The 355-nt window shown below is 63.7% G+C and carries 1 pseudogene; it reads left to right on the top strand.

Annotation, left to right across the window (positions count from 1 at the left end):
- Positions 1-355, top strand: a pseudogene (locus NE591_RS13380) (molybdopterin dinucleotide binding domain-containing protein); the annotation flags it as partial.

Below are 355 nucleotides of genomic sequence, written 5' to 3'. Positions count from 1 at the left end.
TGTCGGGCAAACTGGAGATCTACTGCCAGTACAAGGCCGACAACGTTAACCGCATCGGTCTGAACGATACGCCCATCAAGCCCTACGCGAACTACTTCGTGCCGCGCCGCGGCTACCAGGAGACGTTTGCCAACTGGGAGGCCAAGGAGAAGGGCGCTTACCCGCTGCAGGCCTACACGCCGCACAACATGCGCCGCGCCCACACCTGCTACGACAACATGACCTGGACCCAGGAGGCCTTCCGCAACCCAGTGTTCATGAGCGTGGAAGACGCCGAGGCCCGCGGCATCAAAGCCGGCGAGCACCCCGATGTGTACGAGCTGGACGCCGCGAGCCGCACCGGCGTGGAGAACGT

It is taken from the genome of Adlercreutzia sp. DFI.6.23 (assembly GCF_024462535.1).
GTDB classification, from domain to species: domain Bacteria; phylum Actinomycetota; class Coriobacteriia; order Coriobacteriales; family Eggerthellaceae; genus Adlercreutzia; species Adlercreutzia rubneri.
The sequence above is the reverse complement of the archived record's forward strand: the minus strand, read 5'-3'. Positions and strand labels throughout refer to the sequence as shown.